14 protein-coding genes (1 of these 14 cut by a window edge) are annotated in these 16,878 nt (G+C 67.1%); 9 read left to right on the top strand and 5 right to left on the bottom strand.

Annotated features, from left to right (window positions below):
* Positions 1-5 precede the first annotated feature (5 nt).
* Both SIDU_RS17970 and SIDU_RS17965 read left to right on the top strand, forming a co-directional pair.
* Positions 6-2,075, top strand: a complete 2,070-nt coding sequence (locus tag SIDU_RS17970; RefSeq protein ID WP_007688123.1) for an outer membrane protein assembly factor BamB family protein — start codon at positions 6-8, stop codon at positions 2,073-2,075.
* Positions 2,076-2,091: 16 nt separating this feature from the next.
* A complete protein-coding gene (locus SIDU_RS17965) occupies positions 2,092-2,568 on the top strand; it encodes a c-type cytochrome (RefSeq protein WP_007688122.1) in 477 nt (158 codons plus the stop codon).
* Between the two features lie 41 nt (positions 2,569-2,609).
* Here the strand turns inward: SIDU_RS17965 and SIDU_RS17960 are convergent, their stop codons facing one another.
* Together SIDU_RS17960 and SIDU_RS17955 are read right to left on the bottom strand one after the other, a co-directional pair.
* A complete protein-coding gene (locus tag SIDU_RS17960) occupies positions 2,610-3,392 on the bottom strand; it encodes an enoyl-CoA hydratase (protein ID WP_007688120.1) in 783 nt (260 codons plus the stop codon).
* On the bottom strand, positions 3,389-4,576 hold the full coding sequence (locus tag SIDU_RS17955; RefSeq protein WP_007688118.1) for a CaiB/BaiF CoA transferase family protein: 1,188 nt from the start codon (positions 4,574-4,576) through the stop codon (positions 3,389-3,391). Before SIDU_RS17955 ends, SIDU_RS17960 begins: the two co-directional genes overlap by 4 nt.
* Before the next feature lie 149 nt (positions 4,577-4,725).
* Here SIDU_RS17955 and SIDU_RS17950 point away from each other — a divergent pair, with 149 nt between their 5' ends.
* Positions 4,726-6,651, top strand: a complete 1,926-nt coding sequence (locus SIDU_RS17950; protein WP_007688116.1) for a pyrroloquinoline quinone-dependent dehydrogenase — start codon at positions 4,726-4,728, stop codon at positions 6,649-6,651.
* Between the two features lie 9 nt (positions 6,652-6,660).
* Positions 6,661-6,990, top strand: a complete 330-nt coding sequence (locus SIDU_RS17945) for a c-type cytochrome (protein ID WP_007688114.1) — start codon at positions 6,661-6,663, stop codon at positions 6,988-6,990.
* Between the two features lie 45 nt (positions 6,991-7,035).
* On the opposite strand, the gene SIDU_RS17940 is transcribed toward SIDU_RS17945, so the two are convergent.
* Together SIDU_RS17940 and SIDU_RS17935 are read right to left on the bottom strand one after the other, a co-directional pair.
* Positions 7,036-8,052 carry an SMP-30/gluconolactonase/LRE family protein gene (locus SIDU_RS17940; RefSeq protein WP_007688111.1) on the bottom strand — a complete coding sequence of 339 codons (1,017 nt, stop codon included), beginning with the start codon at positions 8,050-8,052 and terminating at the stop codon, positions 7,036-7,038.
* 57 nt (positions 8,053-8,109) lie between these two features.
* Complete coding sequence (locus SIDU_RS17935; RefSeq protein WP_233431909.1) at positions 8,110-9,021, bottom strand: cupin domain-containing protein; 912 nt, start codon at positions 9,019-9,021, stop codon at positions 8,110-8,112.
* A gap of 113 nt (positions 9,022-9,134) precedes the next feature.
* On the opposite strand from SIDU_RS17935, the gene SIDU_RS17930 reads away from it, so the two are divergent.
* On the top strand, positions 9,135-10,454 hold the full coding sequence (locus tag SIDU_RS17930; protein ID WP_007688108.1) for an MFS transporter: 1,320 nt from the start codon (positions 9,135-9,137) through the stop codon (positions 10,452-10,454).
* Here the strand turns inward: SIDU_RS17930 and SIDU_RS17925 are convergent.
* On the bottom strand, positions 10,432-10,902 hold the full coding sequence (locus SIDU_RS17925) for a hypothetical protein (protein WP_007688107.1): 471 nt from the start codon (positions 10,900-10,902) through the stop codon (positions 10,432-10,434). The two genes, SIDU_RS17930 and SIDU_RS17925, sit on opposite strands and share 23 nt — an antisense overlap.
* 104 nt (positions 10,903-11,006) lie before the next feature.
* Here SIDU_RS17925 and SIDU_RS17920 point away from each other — a divergent pair, with 104 nt between their 5' ends.
* The 4 genes from SIDU_RS17920 to SIDU_RS17905 all read left to right on the top strand — a co-directional run.
* Positions 11,007-11,975, top strand: coding sequence for a cupin domain-containing protein (locus tag SIDU_RS17920; protein WP_007688105.1), 969 nt, complete (start codon positions 11,007-11,009; stop codon positions 11,973-11,975).
* Positions 11,976-12,093: 118 nt separating this feature from the next.
* Positions 12,094-15,060 carry a TonB-dependent receptor domain-containing protein gene (locus tag SIDU_RS17915; protein WP_007688103.1) on the top strand — a complete coding sequence of 989 codons (2,967 nt, stop codon included), beginning with the start codon at positions 12,094-12,096 and terminating at the stop codon, positions 15,058-15,060.
* 329 nt (positions 15,061-15,389) lie between these two features.
* Positions 15,390-16,280, top strand: coding sequence for an EamA family transporter (locus SIDU_RS17910; RefSeq protein WP_007688101.1), 891 nt, complete (start codon positions 15,390-15,392; stop codon positions 16,278-16,280).
* A 148-nt stretch (positions 16,281-16,428) separates the two neighbouring features.
* Positions 16,429-16,878, top strand: the beginning of a protein-coding gene (locus SIDU_RS17905) for a hypothetical protein (protein WP_007688099.1). 1,950 nt of this gene lie beyond the right edge of the window; the window shows 450 of its 2,400 coding nt (coding positions 1-450); the start codon lies at positions 16,429-16,431; the stop codon falls past the right edge of the window.

Below are 16,878 nucleotides of genomic sequence, written 5' to 3'. Positions count from 1 at the left end.
GCGCGATGTTGAAGATGACCCGACGCAGGCTGTTGGGCGGGACGGTCGCCGTCGCCGCGACCATCGGCACGGCCCCGGTGCGGCGCGCCATGGCGCAGGAACAGCCCGGCGGGCCGGACACCGAATGGCGCCATTATGCGGCCGACCAGGCCAATACGCGCTACTCGCCGCTCGACCAGATCAACGCCGACAATTTCAGCGACCTTCAGGTCGCGTGGAGTTTCAAGACCGACATATTGGGGGCGCGCAAGGAATATCAGTTCGAACCGACGCCGTTGCTGGTCAAGGGGCGGCTGTTCCTGACCGCCGGGTCGCGGCGCGACTGCGTGGCCGTCGACGCGGCGACCGGCGAACTGCTCTGGATGTTCCGCAAGGATGAGGGGCAGCGCGCGCTCAATTCGCCGCGCCAGCTTTCGGGCCATGGCTGTTCCTACTGGACCGACGGCAAGCAGGAACGCATCCTGTTCGTGACCATCGGCTATCAGCTTGTGTCGCTGGACGCGGCGACCGGCATTCCCGATCCGGCCTTCGGCGTGAACGGCGTGGTCGACCTGAAAAAGGATTTCGACCAGGAACTGGACCCGGAAACCGCCGATGTCGGGCTGCACGCGACGCCGCTCGTCGCCCGCGACACGGTGGTGGTGGGCGCGGCGCATACGGCGGGCGACGTGCCGGCGGTGCGCAAGAATGTGAAGGGCTATGTGCGCGGCTTCGACGTGCGCACCGGCAAGCGCAAGTGGATATTCCACACCATCCCCAAAAAGGGCGAATATGGCTATGACAGCTGGCTGAACGGCGATGCCGACGAAGCCGGCAATGGCGGCGTCTGGGCGGAAATGTCCGCCGACGAGGAACTGGGGCTGGTCTATGTGCCGGTGGAACTGCCCACCGGCGACGAGATGGGCATGTTCCGCCGCGGCAATGCGCTGTTCGGGGAATCGCTGGTCGCGCTGGACCTGGAGACGGGCGTGCGGCGCTGGCATTACCAGCTTGTCCATCATGGCCTGTGGGACCGCGATATTCCCTGCGCGCCGATCCTGTGCGACATTCCGGTGAACGGCAGGACGGTGAAGGCGCTGGCCCAGCCGACCAAGCAATGCTTCCTCTATGTGCTGGACCGCACCAACGGCCAGCCGATCTGGCCCATTGTCGAGCGGCCGGTGGAGGCGGGCGACGTGCCGGGCGAATGGTATGCCAAGACCCAGCCCTTTCCGACCAAGCCGCCCGCCTATGACGTGCAGGGCATCGGCATGGACGACCTCATCGACTTCACGCCGGAACTGCGCAAGCAGGCGGTGGAGCTGGTGAAGCAGTACAAGATCGGGCCGCTCTACACGCCGCCCGTGGTCAGCAAGCCCGGCCGCTGGGGCACCATCTCCGTTCCGGGCATCCAGGGCGGCACCAACTGGCCGGGCGGCTGCTACGACCCGGAAAGCCATACCGTCTTCGTCTATTCGAAGACCCAGCCGTCGGTGATCGGCATCATCCCGAACGACGACCCCAGCGTCTCCGAATTTCCGCATGTGCACGGCATTGCCGGGTCCGAAGTGCGGCCGCAGGTGGCGATGGGCGCGGCGGCGCCGACGCCCTTCATGCGGCCCCCGGCGGCGAAGCCCGGCTCCGGCCCGCCGCCCGGCTTCCTGACCGTGCAGGGCCTGCCGCTGCTCAAGCCCCCCTATGGCCGCATCACCGCCATCGACCTCAGCAAGGGCGACCTCAAATGGCAGGTCGCCCATGGCGAGACGCCGGACAATGTCCGCAACCATCCGGCGCTCAAGGGACTGAAGATTCCCCGCACCGGCCGGGCGGGGAATCTGGGGCCGCTCTGCACCAAGAGCCTGGTGATCTGCGGCGAGGCGGGCTTCTACACCAATGAATATGGCATCAGGGGCGCGATGCTGCGCGCCTATGACAAGGCCACGGGCGAGGAGAAGGGCGCGGTCTACATGCCCGCGCCGCAGAGCGGATCGCCCATGACCTATATGCTGAACAACCGCCAATATATCGTCGTCGCCATCGGCGGCGGCAATTACAGCGCCGAACTGGTGGCGTTCCGACTTCCCGGAGTGGCTTAATGGCAGGAGTGGCTTGATGGGCAAGGTGACGCGGGGATATTGGCTGGCGGGCGCGCTGCTGCTGGCGGGCGGGGCGGTCGTGACGCGCGCGCAGGCGCCGGAACGCCACGTCTGGACCGGGGTCTACACCAAGGATCAGGCGGAGCGCGGCAAGGCCGCCTATGCGGAAAATTGCGCCGCCTGTCATGGCGACACGCTGGCCGGGATCGACGTCGCGCCCGCGCTGGTCGGGCCGACATTCCTCAACAACTGGAACAACACCTCGGCGGGCGACCTGTTCGCGCGCATCCAGACGACCATGCCGCTCAACGCGCCGGGCAGCCTGGGCGGGCGGAAGGTCGCGGACATCGAAGCCTATATGTTCGAAGCCAACGGCTTTCCCGCCGGCGACCTGGCGCTGCCGCCCAATGCGGCGCTGATGCCCAATGTCAGGATCGTGGCGCAAAGGCCCGAACCGGCCAAGGCGGGGCCGGAATGCAAATGCGGTAAATAAGGGGCGGGGCGGCGGAACCGCCCCCCCCCCCCCGTTCCGCGTCAGGCGCCGGTCCAGTCCGGCAGCTTCTTCGTGCGCGCCAGGAAATCGGCCACGCCCCGCCGGAAATCGGCGCTGCCATAGACCTGCGCAATCAGATCCTCGACATCGGGCAAGGCGCCGAAGGTCATGCGCCGGATCGTCTCCTTGGTGGCGCGGGTGGTGAGCGGCGCGTTTTCGGCGGCGCGCCGGGCCAGCGCGTCGGCCTCCGCATCCAGCGTCTCGCGCTCCACGATCCGCAGCAGGAAGCCGCTGGCGAGCAGTTCCTCGGCCGTCAGCATCTCGCCCAGCAGCACCATGCGCTTCGCCCGTTGCAGGCCCACCGCCGCGCCGATCCGCGCCACGCTGGCGGCCGACAGGCAATTGCCGATGGTGCGACCGATCGGCGATCCGAAGCGCGCGTCCCGCGTCGCGATGCGGAAATCGCAGGCGGAGGAGATGTTGATGCCGCCGCCCACGGCCCACCCCTCCACCACCGCGATGGTGGTGCAGGGTATGGCGTCGAGAGCGCCCATGCATTCGTCGATGTCGCGTTCATAATCGACGCCTTGCCGGCCGCTTTCATAATCCGCGAATTTGGAGATGTCGGTGCCGGATATGAACGCCTTGCCGCCGACGCCGCGGAACACGGCGACGCGGATGGAGCGGTCGGCCGCTATGTCCCGCGCCGCATCGCGCAGGTCGTGCCACATCGCGCCGGTCAGCGCATTGTGGGCGGCCGGGTTGTCGAAGCGGATATGGGCCTGGTCGCCCCGCTTCTCGTAAATAAGGCGCGCCTCGCTCATTTCGCCGCTTCCCGCTGCGGGGCGAGCAGGCCCCTTTCCGCCAGTTCCCGCCGGATCAGCTCGCCATGCTCGTCGAGCAGCGGCGGGGGCAGGCGGACCTCCTGCGGCGTGCCGCGCATCTTGACCGGGAAGCCGAGCGCCTTGAACTCGCCCTCCACCGGATGGGGCACCTGCATCACCATGTCGCGGGCGACGGCCTGCTCGCTGCCGACCGCCTCGCCATAGTCCAGGATCGGCGCGGCGGGGACGCCCGCCGCCAGCAGGGCGTCGATCCATTCCTCCCGCGTGCGGGTGAGGAAGGTCGGCGCCAGATCCTCGATCAGGGCGATGCGGTTCGTCACGCGGGCGGCGTTGGTGGAATAGCGCGGATCGTCCTGAAGCTCCGGCCGGCCGAGCACTTGCAGGAAGGTCAGCCAGAGGCCCTGATTCGCCGCGCCGATGACGAACCAGCCGTCCGACGCCTGCACCGCCTGATAGGGGGCGGACATGCGGTTGGCCGATCCGATGGGCGTGGGCGACTTGCCCGTGCCCCAAAGCTCGGTCGTTTCCCAGATCGAGAGGCCCAGCGCCGCTTCCAGCAGCGATGCGTCGATATATTGGCCCTGCCCGCTCTTTTCCCGGCCGATGATGGCGGAAAGAATGGCGTAGGCCGAAAACAGGCCCGCGCCCAGGTCGGCCACGGCGATGCTGTTCTTCGCCGGTTCCATGCCGGGAAAGCCGTTGGAGCTCAAAATGCCCGACATGGCCTGCGCGATCAGGTCGAAGCCGGGGCGCTGTGCCCAAGGGCCGGTCTGGCCGAAGCCGGAAATGCTGGCATAGACGAGGCGCGGATTGATCGCGGCCAGGGTGTCATAGTCGATGCCCAGCCGCGCCGCGACGCCGGGGCGGGCATTTTCCACCAGCACGTCGGCGCTCTTGACCAGCGCATAGAGCACTTCGCGATCGGCGTCGTCCTTCAGGTTGAGGGCGATGCTGCGCTTGTTGCGGTTGAGCGCCAGGAAGCCGGGGCTGTCCTCCCCCTTCAGGCGGAATCCCATGGAGTGGCGCGTCGAATCGCCCGTCTTTGGCGGTTCGATCTTGATGACGTCCGCGCCCATGTCGCCCAGCAGCATGCAGCAGAACGGGCCTGCCATGACCTGAGAAATGTCGAGTACCCTTATGCCGGCCAACGGCAGCGTCGCCATATTCCTTCTCCCACACGCGCCGTTCCGAAAGGCGCAGATTTTCCCGTGCAGATCATATTGTATATGATTTAACCCTCTGCTAGCATTACTAAGACAAAAGAACAACCGGGCTTGTCGGCCAAAGGTCAACCCCCGCCTTCAGGAGAGGCATGTCGTTGAAAATCGCATCTTCGTTCCGCCGGTCCATCGCATTGGCCTCCATGATTTCCGTTGCCGCCAGCGCCCTGGGCGGCGCGGCCGGGGCGGCGCCGTCCGCCGACGCCGACTGGGCCGCCTATGGCCGCGATCCCGGCGGCGCGCGCCATTCGCCGCTCAGGCAGATCACCACCGCCAACGTATCCACGCTGCGGCAGGCCTGGGTATATCATATGCGCCCGCCCGGCGTGACAGCGGATACGGGGCCGATGCCCGACGGCATGCGCGCCAAGTTCGCCACGGGGTTTTCGGCGTCGGAAGCGACCCCGTTGGTGGTCGACGGCGTCATGTATCTCGCCACGCCCTATAATCGCGTCGTCGCGCTGGACGCCGCGACGGGGAAGGAACGCTGGGCCTATACGCTGGCGAACAAGGACCAGCCCTCGACCCGCGGCGTCGCCTATTGGCCCGGAGCCAGGGGGAACGGGGCGCGCATCTTCTTCGGCACGCGGTCGGGCAAGCTGATCGCGCTCGACGCCGCGACCGGCCAGCCCGCCGCCGCCTTCGGGGAGGCGGGAATCGTCAACATGAAGACGCCCGAGGTGATGAACGGCCTGCGCGCCGCGCCGCTGGGCATGAGCAGCCCGCCCGCCATCTACAAGGATCTGGTCATCACCGGATCGCGGGTGCAGGAAATGCCGGTCAAGGGCGCGGCGGGCGACGTGCGCGCCTGGGACGCGCGCACCGGCAAGCTGGTCTGGACCTTCCACACCATCCCGCAGGCGGGGGAGAAGGGGTCGGAGACCTGGGAGGGGGACAGCGCGAAGGCGCGGTCGGGCACCAATGTCTGGACCTTCGTGCAGGTCGATGAAAAGCGCGGCATCGCCTATCTGCCCGTCGGCGCGCCGACCTTCGACAGGTGGGGCGCGGACCGCAAGGGCGCCAATCTCTATTCCAACTCCGTGGTCGCGGTGGACGCGGCGACCGGCAAATATCTCTGGCATTTCCAGACCGTGCACCACGACATCTGGGATCTCGACCTGCCGACGCTGACGCTGGTCGACATCAAACGCGGCGGGCGGGTCACGCCGGCGCTGGTGGCGATGAACAAGACGGCGATCATGTTCATCCTGGACCGCGTGACCGGCAAGCCGCTGTTCGACGTGCGCGAAGTGCCGGTGCCGACGGAGACCGACGTGCCGGGCGAGCAGCCCTGGCCGACCCAGCCCATGCCCGTCGCGCCGCCGCCGCTGACCCGCCTGTCCTACGATGCCGACGACATATTGGACGTCACGCCGGAGCTGAAGGCCCGGTGCGAGGCGCTGGTCAAGAAGCTGAACATCACCCCCAGCAAGCCGTTCCAGCCGCTGCGCGCCGACAGCGCGATCAACTTCTTCCCCGGCAGCCTGGGCGGCGCGGACTGGGGCGGGGGCGCGTTCGACCCCGATCTGGGGCTTTACGTCATCAACCTCAACGAACTCGCCAGCCCCCAGCAGTTGGAGCAGCAGCCCGACGGAAGCTGGGGCATGAAGGGCGGCTACGCCTATTTCGCGGACATGGAGACCGGCTTCCCCTGTCACAAGCCGCCATGGGGCGAGCTGGTGGCCGTGGATGTCGTCAAGGGCGCGGTGGCGTGGCGCCGCCCCCTGGGCGACACCGGCCATCCCGCGCTCAAGGATGCGGGCATCACCAGCGCGGGCGGGCCGTTCACGACATCGGGCGGGCTGACCTTCATCGGCGCGACCAAGGACCAGCGCTTCCGCGCCTTCGAAACGAAGACGGGCAAGCTGCTCTGGACGGCGGAACTGCCCGGTTCCAGCTATGGGACGCCGATGACCTATGCCGCGGGGAAACGGCAGATGGTCGCCGTCGTGGCGACGGGGGGCTTCGCCTTTTCACCGGCCACCAGCGACGCGGTGGTGGCCTATGCGCTTCCTTGAGGACATGACATGCATAAAGTCGGATTGACGATCATGGCCCTTGCCCTGCCCCTGATCGGGGCGGGGGCGATGGCCCAGCAGGCGCCCGCCACCGTAGCCGCGGCGACCCCGCCGCCCGGCCCCGGCCTGGACCTGATCAATGAACGCTGCGGCTTCTGCCACACGACCGGGCAGGTGTTCCAGAAGCGGCGGAGCGAGGCGGAATGGGCGGCGACCGTGCAGGGCATGGCCGATCGCGGGGCGGAGGTCTCGCCGGAGGAGATCAAGACGATCACCGCCTATCTGGCGAAAAACTATGCCCCCGCCCCTGGCGCCGCGCCGAGCGCGGGCGGCCGTTAAACGCGCTTCGGCTCAAGCGGGCGGCGCGTGGCCGCCCGCTGCCCTTCATTGACCCCTGGCGTAGAGCGGCAGCATCCCCTTCACCTTGCTGCGCAGGCGATAGATGCTGGTGCTGCCGGTGATGTAGACCATGTGCCCATCCTCCGCGAAGGCCAGGTTGGCCGCCGTTTCGGGCAGCCTGATCTGCCCCAGCACCTTGCCCTGCGGCGTGATGATGCGGATGCCGCCCGGCCCCGTCGTCCAGATATTGCCCGCGCTGTCGACCTTCAGCCCGTCCGGCCCGCCGCGACCGCCGGGGAAGCGGATCAGCTCGCGCGGGGCGGACAGGCCGCCGTCCGGGCGCACGTCATAGGCGCGGATATACATGTCCGGCCCGTAATTGCCGACATAGAGGGTCTTGAAATCGGGCGAGAAGCCGATGCCGTTGGGCAGCGTCATGTCGGTGATGACCGGCGTCAGCCGGCCGTCGGCATAGCGGAACACGGCGTTATAGGGCAGTTCCTTGGCCGGGTCCTTGTCCATGCCGTTGAACAGGCCGAAGGGCGGATCGGTGAACCACAGCGCCCCGCTCTTGTCATAGACCAGGTCGTTGGGGCTGTTCAGCCGCTTGCCCTGATAGTCCGACAGAAAGGGTTGCAGGCTGCCGTCCTTGCCGACCCTGACGATGCGGCGCGCGCCCATCTGCGTCATCAGCACCGTGCCGTCGGGGGCGGGGGCCATGCCGTTGGAACCGATGCTGGCGCCCGCCGGGGGATTGGGCAGGCCGCCCGAATTGGCGAGCAGTTCCTCGACCTTCCCGTCCGGGGTGACGGCCCGCATCTTGTCCCCGGTCACGTCGGAGAACCAGAGCCGGCCCTCATGCCAGAGCGGCCCCTCCGTAAAGCCGAAGCCGGTCGCCACCCGCTCGATCGGCGTGTCGGGCGCGATGATCGCATCGAACGCCGGGTCCAGCCGTTCGAAGGAGGGCGCGGCCGCCGCTGCGGCGGGCGCCTGCGCCAGCGACGGCGCGGTCAGGGGGCAGAGCGCCGCGGCGAGCAGGGCGGCGCGAAGGCGGGAGGACATGGGCTTGGTTCCTTCTTGGATGATGGAAAGGGGGGAGGCGAGAGGACCGGCGCGACGCTATCGGCGCGGTCGCAGGCGCGCCTCGGCTTCGGCGCGGTAGCGGGCCTTCGCCGCCAGATCGCGCGCCACGCCGATCACCATGAGTTCGAGCGGCTGGCCGCCCGTCTGGCGGATCGCCCGCGCCTCGCCCAGGTCGACGGGCACGGCGTCGCCCGCCCTGATGGGCGCGGTCTCCCCGCCCAGCGTCACCTCGCCCGTGCCGGAGATCGCATAATAGACCTCGCTCATGTCCGCCTGCGTCCGGCGGCCCAGCGTCGCGCCGGCGGGCAGAAGGATATGGTCGACATAGGACCAGGGCGTGGAGAACACCGCGGGCCCCAGGGCGCGGCGATAGAGAACGGCCCCGGTCGCGTCGGGCAGCGCTGCCGCCGCCGGCTTCAGCAGGGCGCGGTCCAGCCGCATGCTGATGAACTGCGGCACGGGATCGAGCGTCGCGCCGGTGCGCGGGTCGCCCAGATCGAAATTGTCGTAGCTCTTGGTCATGCCGACATTGACGTTCAGCCATTGCAGCGGCCGGTCGGTCGGATTGTAGATGCCATGGGCATGCCCCATGCGGTCGGGCACGCCGGCCGGCCCGGCCAGGCGAGAGGTGCGCCCGTCGATGGTGAATTCCGCCTCCCCGTCGAGGATGACGAACATCTCCTCGCAATCATTGTGGAAATGCTGGCCGATGCCGCTTTTCGGCGCGATCGTCCCGCGATGGACGAAGATGAGGTTGGTGCTGAGCGCAGCGGCGCCCAGCAGCGGCCCGAACTTCATCGATCCCGCGCCGCCATGGACGCCGTTCGCGACCCGCATGCCGTCCGGATCGGTATGGCCGATGCGTTGCGCCAGCGGCGGCGCGGCCTGCGCGGCGGTTCCGCCAAAGGCCATCAGCGCTGCGACCAGCGCCATGCGCGGCGTGCCCATGCCCATCTTCCCCTCTCCAATGCTTGCTCTTGCCTGCTTATGCGGACATACATCATCTTGTCTCGAATCATATAGTATATTGTTTGGCGCAGAAGCCAAGCGGGAGGGATGTTATGAATGGAGCCGCGCGGTCCAGGGTCAGGCTGGGCCTGATCTTCCTGTTGTTCATCATCAGCGCGATCGCCTTTCTCGATCGCACCAATATTTCCGTCGCTGGCGTGGAGATGCGGAAGGAATATGCCATAGACCAGGTCCAGCTGGGCTGGGTCTTCAGCGCCTTCCTGATCGGCTATGCGCTGTTCCAGGTGCCGGCGGGCTGGCTCGCGGCGCGCTACGGCCCGCGCATCGTGCTGACTGGCGCGCTGCTGTGGTGGGGCGTGTTCACCGCCGCGACGGCGCTCATCCATCCGGAGGGCAGCGCCGCGCTGCTGCTGCTGGCGCTGACCCGCTTCGCGCTCGGCATCGGCGAATCGGTCGTCTATCCATGCGGCAACCAGTTCCTGTCGCGCTGGATACCCGCGCAGGAGAGGGGAAAGGCGAACGGGTGGATCTTCGCCGGGGTGGGGGCCGGGTCGGGCATCACGCCGCCGCTGATCACCGCGATCATCCTGTGGGGCGGCTGGCGCGCATCCTTTTATGTCTGCGCGGTCCTGGGCCTTGCCGCCGCCGCCATCTGGTTCTGGCTGGCGCGGGACCGGCCGCAGGAGCACCCCTCCGTCAACGCGGCCGAACTCGCGCATATTGAGGCGGGCCTGCCCCCAGCCAAAAGGGCGTCGTCCGGACCCATTCCCTGGGGCGCCATATTTTCCAGCCGCAACGTCTGGGGCCTGTTCGTCAGCTATTTCGCCTTCGGCTACGTCATCTGGATCTTCTTCAGCTGGTTCTTCATCTACCTGGCCGAAGCGCGGCACCTGGACGTCAAGTCGAGCGCCGTCTTCTCCATGCTGCCCTTCCTGTGCATGACCTTCGGCTGCCTGCTGGGCGGCGTGATCAACGACCGGGTGTCGGCGCGCCATGGCCTCTATTGGGGACGATCCGGGCTGGGCATCCTGTCCTTCGTCCTCACCGGCCTGTTCCTGGCCGGCGGATCGATGGTCGACAACGCCCCGCTGGCGGTGCTGATCCTGGCGGGCGGAGCAGGCGCGATCTACCTCTCGCAAAGCTCCTTCTGGTCGGTGACGGCGGACATCGCCGGGCCGCATAGCGGCGTCGTGTCCGGCTTCATGAACATGGGGTGCCAGATCGGCGGGGCGCTGACCTCCACCCTGACGCCGATGATCGCCGCGCAGTTCGGCTGGACGGCGGCCTTCATCGCGGGGTCCGCCGTGGTGCTGGCGGGGGTGCTCGCCTGGGCGGTCGTCGACCCGAACCGGCTGCTGGAGCAGCCGGCCGGGGAGGGCGCCCTGGGGCCTATTGGCGGCGCGACAGCCTGACGGTGAAGGGCTTGCGTCCCTCCATGTCGAAGAAGGTGGTGCCGAAGGGCGTGCGACGGACATGGACCATGGCGCCGACCGGCGGCGGCGGCCCGACGGTCGTCATGTCATAGGCGGTGCCGTCTTCCAGCTCCAGCCGGTAATAGCCATGCCGCAACGGGACGGCGGCCTTCAGCCGGCTGTCGAAATCCGTGCGGCTCTTGAGCGCGTCGCGACGGTCCTGATAGCTGTCGCTTTCTGCCGCTGCCGCCGCCGCTCCCGGTGCGGGCGACGCGGGGAGGGGAATCGGGCGGCTGTCCGCCGCCGCGCGGCCCGACCGGCGATCATAGCAGGCCAGGCGTTCCGACGGGTCGTCCAGACGCGCGCAGCCATCTTCCTGCGCATGGGCGACGCATTGCGGAAACAACGCAATCCCGCCGATCACGGCCAGTTTCCAGATGTGCTTCACGCCCTTCTCCTCTTTTCATGTCATAATTTGTTTGACTAATGCCCTAACATCATATCCTATATGATCAATTGCAAGACGCAAAAGTCTGCTCAAGGGGAGGATTGATGGCAATCGTCAAGGCCGCATTCTATCTGTGTTCGCCCGCTCTGCTCATCCTGGGGGCGGCGGCCCAGACATCCGCGCCGTCCCCGTCCCAGGCCCCATCCACGCCGCCCGCCCGGCCGCCCATGGAAAATGCCTGGTCGCCCAAGCGGACGCCGCCGCGCGCCTATGACGCGCCCAATCGTCCCTGGTGGAAGCTGGCGGACATATTGGCCGCGCACAAGGGCGAGAAAAGCTGGACGCACGCCATCGTCCGCAACCGCGACCTGGAGGCGGACTGGCGCCAGATGGCCGCCGGGCAGCGCACCGAACCGCTGATGTACGCCGACAACGCCACCGCCCTCATCGTCTGGGGCGGGCAGCTCCGGGTCAGCATCAAGGGGCAGGAACCCTTCGTCGCGGTCAAGGGCGGGGAGGTCAACATCCCCTTCCGCCTGCCGTTCACGCTGGAAAGCGTGGGCGAGGAGCCGGCGCTGTGGCTGGAGGTGCACGGCGCGGGCGACGTGCCGCTCTATCCCGTCGCGACCAGGCCGGACAAGCCGAAGGACGTGCCCGGCTTCACCTATGTGAAGGCCGCCCTGATGGGTGGGGACGGGCGTTACGGCGCCGCCGACCGGCCCTATCTCGACTATTACAAGGATGTGGTGACGGGCGGGCAAAGGGCTGGCGCCTTCATTGCCGGCGATCATCTGTTCGTGAACAATATTCGCGGCGCCGGCATCCAGACTCCGCCGGCCAGCGACCTGGGCCATTTCCACTTCGGCTATGATGAATTCTGGTTCGTCATGGAAGGCAATATCGATTACCAGATCGAAGGCGTGCCGTTCTTCACCGCGTCGCCTGGCGACGTCGTGACTGCCGCGCAGGGCCGGTGGCACCGGGCCAGCTTCGGCGGGCAACCGGGCCGGATGGCCACGCGCGTCGCGATCAACCCTTATCCCCGCGGCCTGCACAGCTTCCAGCCGCACTGAAGCGCGCTCCCCGGAGCGCATCGCCAAAGCTCGACGATCCAGAGGCTTTCAGCCTCTTCGGAAAACCGCAAGTTCAACCAGAAATCCTATAGTATATGATATGGAAAGGGAGAGAGTCATGTTGGGAGAATATCTGCCTGCACGATTGAACAGCTCGCTGATCGCGATCGCGGCGGCGATGGTGGCCGGCCAGCCCGCGCTGGCGCAGGATAATGCGACCATCGCGCCGCCGCCCCAGGGCAGCCAGTCGGTGGCCGACAGCGACATCATCGTCACCGGCTCCGCCATTCGCGGCGTGGCGCCGGTCGGGTCCAACCTGATTTCGGTGGGCCAGGACACGATCGAGAAGACCGCGCCCGTCAACGTGTCGCAGCTCGTCAACACCGTGCCGTCCATTTCCACGGCCGGCTCGGTCGCGCAGGGCGAGAACGCCTATTCCTATTATTCGCCGCAGATCCACAGCCTTGCGGGATCCTCGTCCAACACGACGCTGGTGATCATGGACGGCCTGCGCCTGCCCGGCGGCGGCACGCAGTTCGCCCAGACCGACCCCAACATCATCCCGGTCAGCGCGATCCAGCGGGTCGAGGTTCTGGCCGACGGCGCGTCGTCCGTCTACGGGTCGGACGCGGTCGCGGGCGTGGTCAACTTCATCACCCGGCGGACGTTCGACGGGTTCGAGGCGAACGCGCAGGCGGGCTTTGCCGACAGCTATCACAACACCAACTTCAACTTCATCTGGGGCAAGAAGTGGGACACGGGCGGCGTCTATGTCGCGGGTTCCTATTCGGACCAGTCGGAACTGAAGAACAGGGATCGCCGCTTTTCCAGCCTGGGCGACTATCGCCCGGTCGGCGGCACCAACACCAACAGCTATCAGTGCAGCCCCGCGACGATCATCGCGCCGGGGGTCAGCGGCGTCTTCCTTTCGCCCGGCGCGACGACGACCGTCCCCAATATCCAGGCGAACGCGCCCTGCAACAATTCGGTCTACGCCAATCTCCTGCCCTCGCAGTTCCGCGCGAACGCGATGATCAAGGTGACGAACGATTTTTCGGACAAGTTCACCGTCACGGCGATGATGAACTACAACCGCCAGGAAACCCATAACGCCTCCGGCCCCGGCGGCCTGACCAACGCCGCCGCCTTCGGCCCCGGATCGGGCCGGGGCGGCCAGATCAACCCCTTCTACCAGGCGCCCGCCGGCGCGCCCGGCGCCACGCAGCAGACGGTCACATGGCTCGCCCTGCTGCCCGACGGAAATTATGGCGAACAGGAATCGCAGTCGGACTCGATCTATTCGACCGCCGTCGCGGAATATCACGTCAATGACGACTGGACGCTGACCTTCAGCGACGCCTTCGGCTGGAACCGCTCGGCGCTCAACACCGTCAACGGCTTCTGTTCGGCCTGCGCCCTGCTGGCGCTGAACGGCACCGCGCAGTTGAGCGGCAGCACCACGGCGACCAACATTCCCGGCCAGAACGTCATCGCGCTCAACCTGCCGCTGACGGCGGCGAACGCGCTGGACGTCTGGCGGCCCTTCGACGGCACCAACCGGACCTCCGAAGCGGTCATCCGCTCGCTTTATCGCAACAATAGCGAGAATACGAACTACAACACGTTCAACCAGATGAAGCTGGACCTGAACGGATCGCTGTTCAGTCTTCCCGCGGGCAAGCTCAAGATCGCGGTCGGCGGCGAATATCTCTGGTATGAACAGACGCAGAAGATCACCGGCTCCAACAATACCGGCCCGACCACGACCGGCTCCAACTTCCGCGTCTACAACTACAAGCGCGACGTGAAGTCGCTCTATGCCGAACTCTATATTCCGGTCGTCTCCCCGGATATGGGCATTCCGCTGGTGCACAGCTTCGACCTCAGCATTTCCGGCCGCTACGACAGCTATAGCGACGTGGGATCGACCACCAATCCGAAGTTCGCCGCGAACTGGGAGCCGGTGGAGGGCGTCAAGCTGCGCGGCAACTATTCCCGCGCCTTCGTGGCGCCGCCGACCGCCGTCATCGGCGATCCGACCCAGGGCTATCTCTACGCTTCGGGCAGCGTCGGCGTGAACGGCACGCAGATCGCCGTGCCCATCGCCAACTATCCCGATGTCGTGAACATCCCCGGCGTGCAGTGCGATGCGACCACCTGCACCATCGGCACCCCGGCGATCCAGGGCATGCGGCGCCAGCTTGGCGGCGGCTTTTCCAACATGACCCCGCAAAAGGGGCGGAGCTGGTCGGCGGGCATCGACCTCGCGCCGCGCTTCCTGCCCGGCTTCACCGCCGCCTTCACCTATTTCCACAACAAGTTCATCGGCGGCGTCTCCTCCCCCAGCCCCAGCGCCATCGTGAACTCGGCCGGGCTGCGCAACCTGCTGACCATCTGTCCGCAGACCTGTTCGCCGGCGCAGATCGACGAGTTCGCCAATATCGCCAACGGCGCGACGGTGTCGGGCGCCATCCCGCCGCAGGTCTATTTCCTGATCGACCAGAGCAGCCGCAACGCGCTGAACCTGACGGTGGAGGGCATTGACGGCCAGTTCAACTATCGCGCGGACATCGGCGAACTGGGCAGCTTCGTGATCGGCACGGGCTTCACCTATTTCACCAAGTTCCGGCAGAATTTCGGCGGAGGCACGGACTTCAGCATCCTCAACACGTCGGGTTACAACACCACCTTCCCCTCTGTGCGGTTCAAGAACCGCGCCCAACTGGGCTGGGCGAAGGACGGGCTGTCGGCTGACCTGTTCTGGAACCATACGGGTTCCTACCGCAACTGGATCAGCACCACGGTGGCGCCGATCATCGTCAATTCGGCGGGCAATCCCATCGGCGGCGGCGACAAGGTCAAGGCCAACGACACGTTCGACCTGCACCTGCAATATGAGTTCCAGGGCGAGAGCTTCGCCAGGGGATGGCAGATCTATGTCGACGCGCAGAACATCCTGGACAAGGATCCGCCCTTCTACAACGGCAACACCAACGGCATTTTGGGCGGCGCATGGGGCTATAACGGCTTTGTCTCCAACCCGATCGGCCGCATGGTCTCGGTGGGCCTGCGCATCCGCATGTAGTCCTTCCGCCCGGTCGCCGGAGCATTTTCAAGTCGACCGTTCACGGTCAACGGCTGGGAAAATGCGGCATTGAAGGACGAGGAAAGGCTCCGGAGCATCCATGCTCCGGAGCCTTTTCGCATTGGGGACTTCGTATTGGGGACCGGGCCGGCGAACAGGCGCCGCGCCGGATTGTCGCGGTCCGCCATGTCCCGCGCCGCGATGCGCGGCGTCCAGGGGGACGACTATGGCAAGGGCGGCCAACATCGGCTATTGGCCGTTTCCGGACATCCCAGTTCGTCCTCGCGGCATGGCCATTCCGCGACCGTCCCTCAAAGTTCGAGTGTCGCATGCCCTCTGTTGCCGCGCCGCGATCCGTTTCCACGCGTGTCGATCCCATCGCCTTCGGGGCGCTCTCGCTTTCCCTTCTGTCGGTCACTTCCGGCGCGTCGCTGGCCAAGCGGCTGTTCCCGCTGGTGGGGCCGGAGGGGGCGACGACGCTGCGCCTCATCGTCGGCGCGGTTATCCTGTCGCTGGTGTTCAGGCCCTGGCGGCTGGACTGGCGGGCGGGTTGGCGGCCGCTGCTGGCCTATGGCGTGGTGCTGGGGGTCATGAACCTCTCCTTCTACAATGCGCTGGCCTATATTCCGCTGGGGCTGGCGATCGCGATCGAATTCACCGGCCCCCTGGCCGTCGCCCTGCTCACCTCGCGGCGGAGGCTGGACTTTCTCTGGATCGGCCTTGCGGTGCTGGGCCTGGCCAGCCTGCTGCCGCTCTGGGGCGCATCGTCCCGGCTCGACTGGCGCGGCATCGCGCTGGCGCTTATGGCAGGCGCGTGCTGGGCCGGCTATATCCTGATCGGCAGGCGCGCGGGCCGCATGCACGGAGCGGCGGCCTCCGCCGGGGGCATGATCGTCGCCGCCCTGCTCGTCGCGCCGGTCGGGATGGTCCATGCCGGCGCCGCGCTGCTCGCGCCCGACGCGCTGCTGCTCGGCGTCGCGGTGGGCATCGTTTCCAGCGCCATCCCCTATTCGCTGGAGATGGTGGCCCTGCCCAGATTGCCGTCCAACACATTCGGCATCCTGATGAGCGCCGAACCCGCCGTCGGCGCGGTCATGGCGCTGATCCTGCTGGGCGAAGTGCTGACCCTGGCCCAGTGGTTCGCCATCGGCCTCATCATCTGCGCGTCTGTCGGCACGGCGGTCACCGCCCGCTCGGGGGAGGCGATGGAGCAGCCCTGACGGCCCCGCGGCTCCACCGGCCGCCCCTGCTCGTCCCGCGATCCTGACCCTTCGTCGCAAGGCCGGTTGCCTCGTCCGCGCTCTTGGAATTGGGGGAGCGATATGGGACAGCGGAATCTGGATCGCTGACAGGAAGATGCCGGGACTTATGCCGCTGCCGAGCCGACGGAATATCCTGCCCCTGACCTGCGGCGCCGCAGCCGCCGCGCTGTGCGCCGCGTCGGCGCAGGCCGCCGATCCCGCGCCGTTCGAGCTTGGCGGGCCGGGCCTGCGCATCGCCGTCACGCGGGGGAAGGATGTGCTGCCCATCGCGCAGGTGCCCAGCCTGGCCGAAGGCGACAGGCTGTCGATCAGGGCCGACCTGCCGGAGGATCAGGGCGCGAAGTTCCTGCTGCTCTCCACCTTTCTGCGCGGCGCCACCAACCCGCCGCCCAAGGATTGGATCAAGTCCGCCGAAAGCTGGAAGAAGAAGGCGAAGGACAACAGCCTGTCCCTGACCGTGCCGAAGGGCGCGCGGCAGATGACGCTGTTCCTGGTTCCCGACACCGGCGGCGCGGAAGGCACGATCGAGGACGCGGTGCGCGGCAAGCCGGGCGAG

The organism is Sphingobium indicum B90A, from assembly GCF_000264945.2.
Lineage (GTDB): Bacteria > Pseudomonadota > Alphaproteobacteria > Sphingomonadales > Sphingomonadaceae > Sphingobium > Sphingobium indicum.
Note: the sequence above shows the minus strand (reverse complement) of the source record. Positions and strands in the feature narration are given on the sequence as shown.